This is a genomic window from Methylomonas aurea (assembly GCF_024505045.1).
In the GTDB taxonomy this organism is placed as follows: domain Bacteria; phylum Pseudomonadota; class Gammaproteobacteria; order Methylococcales; family Methylomonadaceae; genus Methylomonas; species Methylomonas aurea.
The window spans coordinates 1-5265 of the sequence record NZ_JANIBM010000019.1 but is presented as its reverse complement, the minus strand read 5'-3'; the positions used below and the strand labels follow the sequence as shown (position 1 = coordinate 5265).

6 protein-coding genes are annotated in these 5265 nt (G+C 54.7%); all 6 read right to left on the bottom strand.

Annotation, left to right across the window (positions count from 1 at the left end; genetic code table 11):
• Positions 1–1519 (bottom strand): hypothetical protein (locus tag NP603_RS13965; protein WP_256611515.1); only part of this gene is annotated, 1519 nt, incomplete at its 3' end.
• On the bottom strand, positions 1519–1860 hold the full coding sequence (locus tag NP603_RS13960; RefSeq protein WP_256611514.1) for a hypothetical protein: 342 nt from the start codon (positions 1858–1860) through the stop codon (positions 1519–1521). The genes NP603_RS13960 and NP603_RS13965, both read right to left, overlap by 1 nt.
• A gap of 12 nt (positions 1861–1872) precedes the next feature.
• Entirely contained in the window at positions 1873–2799 is a 927-nt protein-coding gene (locus tag NP603_RS13955; protein ID WP_256611513.1) for a Mu-like prophage major head subunit gpT family protein, read from the bottom strand.
• A gap of 9 nt (positions 2800–2808) precedes the next feature.
• On the bottom strand, positions 2809–3234 hold the full coding sequence (locus NP603_RS13950; RefSeq protein WP_256611512.1) for a hypothetical protein: 426 nt from the start codon (positions 3232–3234) through the stop codon (positions 2809–2811).
• 3 nt (positions 3235–3237) lie between these two features.
• Entirely contained in the window at positions 3238–4377 is a 1140-nt protein-coding gene (locus tag NP603_RS13945; RefSeq protein ID WP_256611511.1) for a hypothetical protein, read from the bottom strand.
• A gap of 317 nt (positions 4378–4694) precedes the next feature.
• Positions 4695–5265, bottom strand: a 571-nt coding sequence (locus NP603_RS13940) for a Mor transcription activator family protein (RefSeq protein ID WP_256611510.1), incomplete at its 5' end; no start/stop codon positions are given.

The window sequence follows — 5265 nt, the reverse complement described above, 5'->3', positions numbered from 1 at the left end:
TCATGTTGATCGCATTAGATGACGTGCAGTCAAAATTGAATTCGCAATCAATCAATGAGAAGTTCTTGATTAGATGTGACGCAGACGTATCTACAACGTTCCAAATTGCGAATGATACATCCATAAACCCAGCATTTCCGTCCGCGCTGGCAATGGCTGGAACCCTAACGTTTTGCATAATCAGGTTATCGACAGTCATGCTGCCGCCTCCAGCGCCGCTAGACATGTACCCTAGTGGCCGCCCCTTTCTTGGCACGTATTCGCAGTCAATCAGTTTTATAGCTCCATACTTCGCAACACCATTTATTCCATAGCCGCAACTTAGCTGGAATGGTTGTCCTGATATGTCAGAGCCTTTATATCCTCTAATAGTCACATTATCGATTCTGTAGCTCTGGGATGAAATCATCGACACGCCTTGTGATGATGATTTTCGGTGAGGCTCATGTCGAAAATTAACCTCCACCCCGTCTACGTTGCCTACAGAACACGCCGTGACTCCATCGCCATCGTATATCGGCGTATTAGCACTGTCTGCGAAAATAGTGATCAAATCATCTTTTGACTCTCCAGAAACGCCATCAATATGCACTCCATAACAGTTGCCGTGGACCCAGACGCCATTAGAATTATCGGAGTGCGAATTTTTTACACTGGCTTTAAATACATTCGCCAAGCCAGCAGTTACCGATCCAGGGGATTCTGTCAGCCCAATATCAACATAGCTATTTATCACCTTGTTCATGATGATCTGCTGGTATGAAATCGCGCCGCGAATATTACCGGAACCTCTGTTTTGAGTCGCCTGACGTATTCGGCCCTCGCCATAGATTTTGATGTTAGCGTCGGCTTTATATACGATCAAATCACCGGTTAGCGTCGGATGGTTTGCATCCGACCCACAAGCCATTTTGAACAATATTTTCTTGTTATCCGAGTCAGAGTTGTCGATCCCGGTAACTTTGTAGATGTAGTTATAAAAACCAGTAGTATCTCCGCCTGCATACGCCGGACGAATGTAAATGTAGTCACCTACTGCAAACTCATTTGATACAGACCCAATGTTGACAACTACAGTGCTTGTCCAGTTGTAGTTGGTGTCTTGTGCATGAGTCAAACCAGTAACAGCCACAGCGTTACTGAGAGCATGCTCATTGCAGAACAGGGTTTTTGATAAGCCGAAACTGGCGGCGATGTTGTCGAGAATAACGCCGGGACCAACATACAGGGTAGTGTCGCTCGGAATCGTGATAATAGCCTGGGCGTTATCGCCGCCGGCAAAGGCGTATCTACCGGGTAATGTCAGCGCGACGGTTTTCGCCCCCGAATTCAGCCATTTTTGCAGCATGGCGGTATTGAGTAGAGCAACGGCCTCTTTTGTCGAACTGGGAATCAATCCAGCCCTATGGCTAGTGCCGCCGATAATTACGCTCCCCTCGCCATGATTGGCACCATCCTCCGCCAAAAAATCGGCAAGTGAATCAAAATGCAAAACCTCTCTCGCAACCCGCCAGCCCATCACTGATCTCCGCCGTCACTTTTCTCGGATTTTTTTCGAGCTGGTGGCCGTTTACTCACTGCCGATTTTTCACCTTCGGCATCCGTTTCACCTTCGGCATCAGCCTCACCTTCAGCATCCGCATCCAAAACCTCATACGCAGACGCATGGATCGCAATAGGCAACTCCCCAACCACTTCCAGTTGTTCGCCGGCTTTGAACTCCATCGGATGAATCACCAGCGCCTCGCCCGAATCGGCGTCGAGCTGTACCATGTGGCCACGTGCGTCGAACTGCTCCGGCGTCAGTATCAGGCGCACGCCGGACGGTATGCGGATGGTTTTTAATGTCTGAATCAACATACCGTTCACCCGTTAAATAAAGGTGTTGAGGACAGCGCGTTGCCAGTAGCCGTAGCCGACGTTGCGCATAGCCTTGATGCCGTAGCGATGCACGTCGTGGGTAAACTCGACCTCGGACCCCTCCGCCAGCGCCGACACCTTGATTTTTTCCTCTTCCTGGCGAATGAACGCAGCGCTCGACCCATCGGCCCGCATCAAGGCGAATTTCGTGGCCCAGGTCAGGCGGGCGTTGACTGCAAGGCGGTAGGTAAAGCCGCCCAACGATCCCAGCGCCTGGATTTGATTGCTGGTTTGACCGATGACGGTCGCGCCCAGCGCGGCCGCCGCGGCAGACATAAACGGCACCGGCACCATCACAATAAACTCGCGGGCGTTTTCGTTCATCGGCTCGCCCTGGTTGTCCTTAAACCCTAACAATTGCTGGGTGGACGACAGGATAGCGGTTTGCATATCGCTCAGCGTCGGCGCCGCCGGCGTCGTGATATCGGTATTGATTTTGTTCGACTGCACACCGGAATCGTCCTCAGTATGGTCGGTGTCGAAAAAATACTGGCCGTCGTAACACACCGCGCTTTCGCCGTTGATGATCAACGTGGACAGCAGGCTGGCCCAATGCGAGTTGGCGCGTTCGGCCATCTCCCGGATGCGCACCTGAATCTGTCCGGTCTTGTCGCGCCGTATCCAATCCACCGGAATCTCCAGGGTGGATTCGAACTTTTTATTCATAATGGTGATGCCGTTTTCGGTCAAGCCTTTCGCCTGGCGGGCACCAACCCATTCGCGCATCGCCGGGGATTGGCCCAGCCACGCATAGGTTTCGGATTCCTGATCGGAGGTGAATTCCATGGAACAGCCCGGCACCCAGGTGTTGCCGATATCCTGTTCCAGCGTGCGGTAAAACTCGCCGATAACGGCTCTGCTTGTCGTAAATTTAGCCATGGCTGCTCCTTATAATGAACGGAATGAGGCAGCTTCGAAGGCCACTTCGACCTGAGTGCCGCTGATGTAACGGATGATTTTGCCGATCGCACTGTTGCTGCCGGCCGTGAGGGTAAACGTGTCGTCGTCCGATGCGTACACGGTAGAGCCTTCATCGGTGACCGCAGTTACGCCGGTAACATTCAACACGGCTACGCCCTTGGCCCGAACATGAATGTTTTTGGCGCCGGCCGCGCCACTGCTGTTATCGCAGTTAATCAGACAGAAACCGGCGAACGGGTCGCCGGCAACCAGCGGCCGGAAATACCCCGAGCCGTTCTCGCCGACGGCGCTGCCTTCGTAAATAATGTCGCTGGCAATAGCCGGGACATCGTTGTCCGTCTCGCTGCCGTGCAGGGCGTAGGTGCGGAATTTATCCGCGGCTTGCGTCGTCATGGTTTAGTTCCCCTTGATTTTGACCAGGCCGTTTGCCTCTGCTCGGGCAAACGCGGCATAGGTTTCGAATTCGCCGAACTCGGCGCGCAACGCCGGACTCGCGGCCCATTTCGCCTTGTGCGCCAAATCATCGTCGGCGTCGGTAACCGTTTCGTCACCCTGGCCGCCGGCAATCTCGCCGAACTCGATTTGCTTCGGCAATTTGCCGAACAGGTCGGACTTGACTGCTTCGAGCAACGGCTTTTTCGCAGCGCCTTCGCCGAACTCGACGACCTGCTCTTGGCCGGCCATAAAGTCCAGCGTGGAAACCACCAGGTCTTTCTGTGCCGGCAATAGCCGGCCTTCTCTGATTAGCCCTTCAGCAAAGCTCAGGTTGGCGGCGTGGTCGGCGGCGACTTTGTCTTTACGTTGCTGCTCGGCAAAATCGGCCTGCTGTTGTTTAAGGCGGGTGTTTTCCGCTTCTAGCTCGGCCAGCCGAGCTTTGTCTTGGTCACTCATAACGTCTCCATGGGTGGATTCTGAAAATGCGGGTTGGGGTGAGGCTTCGCCTTCCGTGGCGTCCTCCATGATTTCTTGTTGAGCGGATTGTTCGAGCTGTTGCACCGCGTATTGCGGCACGACATTATCGGCTTCGTCGGCGCCGAATTTGCCGATCAGCCACTCGCGCAGACCGCGAAACAGACCGGCCACGGTTAGATCGTCGTATTCGGAAAACTCGATGGTCACGCAATCGTCGGCGTCGGCGAACTCGGCTTGCTTCAGGCCTTTGATGGCCGGCGGCTGAGCGCCCAAAAAGCCGACATGGCGCAGGTAATACACGCCGGGAACCGGGTTCGAGGGCGATTCCGGGGGATAAAAAGCGGCGGAAATCTTCTTGTAACGGCCGGCATCGACCAATTCGGCGAATTGGGCATCGACCTGATCTGGATCGGCATGCAGGCCGCTTTCGGCATAGGCCAAGGATTTGACCCAGCCGTACGCCGGCGCGTCATGCTGCGGATGACCGACCACCAACGGCGCTTCGTGCAGCGCCGGATCGTACGCCCGAGCTGTGGCTTGCAGGTCGCTTTCCGAAAACGCCAGCGTGGCCCCGCTCATCGCGGTGTGCTTGCCGGCTTTGAAAATGTGGATAGGTTTGCTCATGGGCCGCATCGTAGCGGCCGTAAGCATTAGGCGGAGTTAAAGGGCTTTAACATCCGAATATGGAAAACAGTCGGGGCTTTGCCAACCTGCCGCGAGTGTCTTTGCCCATGCCAGGCTTCTTTCTCCGACCAGTCGAAACCGGTGAAGCGTTCCGGGCTTTGAGTCTTTGCGGGTTCCTGTCCGGTTATCCGGTCTGCCGACTGTTTTCTATATTCCGAACGGTATTTATAAACGTTTATAAACGCTATTCCCGCCGCTTTAACCCGCTACGGCATACATCGGCCGCGCTACACGGGCTAAAACGCGCTGAAATCGCTTCAGCTTGCCTCGTCGAATAAATCGGCGCTTTCGCCGCCGCCGCGTTTCAGTACATCGTCGTGAATAAATATCTGGATGCCGGGATAGTGGTCGATCAGGTATTGAGCGATGTCGCCGGATAGGGTTTTGGCGGCGTCGGCAGTCAAGCCGGCCCGTTGCAAATCCGCCGGCATATAGTCTTCCAGCACGACCAACAAAAACGGCCGCTCGTCGCCTACCGCGCCTGGATCGTCGAACAATTGGGTCTGGTATTTACTCGCCGAGACGCGGCGCATGGTTTTGACGATGGCGTAAATTTGTTGGAGTGTCAGCCGGTATTGCAACGCCAATTCGCCGTGGTTTCGGCCGTTGAATGCCGCCCAAATCGCCTCGTTGCGTTTGCGCAGATCGGCGTTTTGCGTCACCGGGATGTACAGATGCCGCTGGCGGAAGTGGAACATCAGGCATTTGACCACCGCTTTCGCAGCCGCCAGGGCGATGCGCTCGCTGTGGACTGACCTAACAGTTTGATAGACCCGCTGTTCCAGTGCGAAAAGCACTTCCGCTGCCGTGATCATGCCGCGCCGGCCT